The organism is Pseudomonas sp. Ma2-10 (genome assembly GCF_054330215.1).
In genome coordinates this window covers 1-319 of record NZ_JBTEYL010000101.1, presented here as the reverse complement: position 1 = coordinate 319, position 319 = coordinate 1, and the positions used below count along the sequence as shown (strand labels likewise).

Below are 319 nucleotides of genomic sequence, written 5' to 3'. Positions count from 1 at the left end.
TTTCTATTAAACCGTTAACAGGCGATCTTCGAATTGGATACTGAAGCGATTCAAAGCTGCTTTCCAGTCCCGGATCGGCATCGTCCACTTCTTGCTGATGTTGTTCAGCGCCAGATAAAACAGTTTCATCACCGCTTCATCGGTCGGAAATGAGGCGCGCGTTTTGATCACTTTGCGCAAGCTCATGTTGATCGATTCGATGGCGTTGGTCGTGTAGATCACCTTGCGAATTTCGGCGGGATAGTCAAAAAACGGGATCACCCGAGCCCAGTTTCGTCGCCATGACAGGCTAATCGATTGGTACTCGGCGTCCCATTTG

General features: G+C 49.5%; 1 protein-coding gene. It reads right to left on the bottom strand.

All coding sequences use genetic code 11. The features are described 5' to 3' along the window. Window positions 1-6 precede the first annotated feature (6 nt). On the bottom strand, window positions 7-319 hold a 313-nt coding region (locus ACXPVS_RS27495; RefSeq protein WP_458512672.1), incomplete at its 5' end, for a transposase.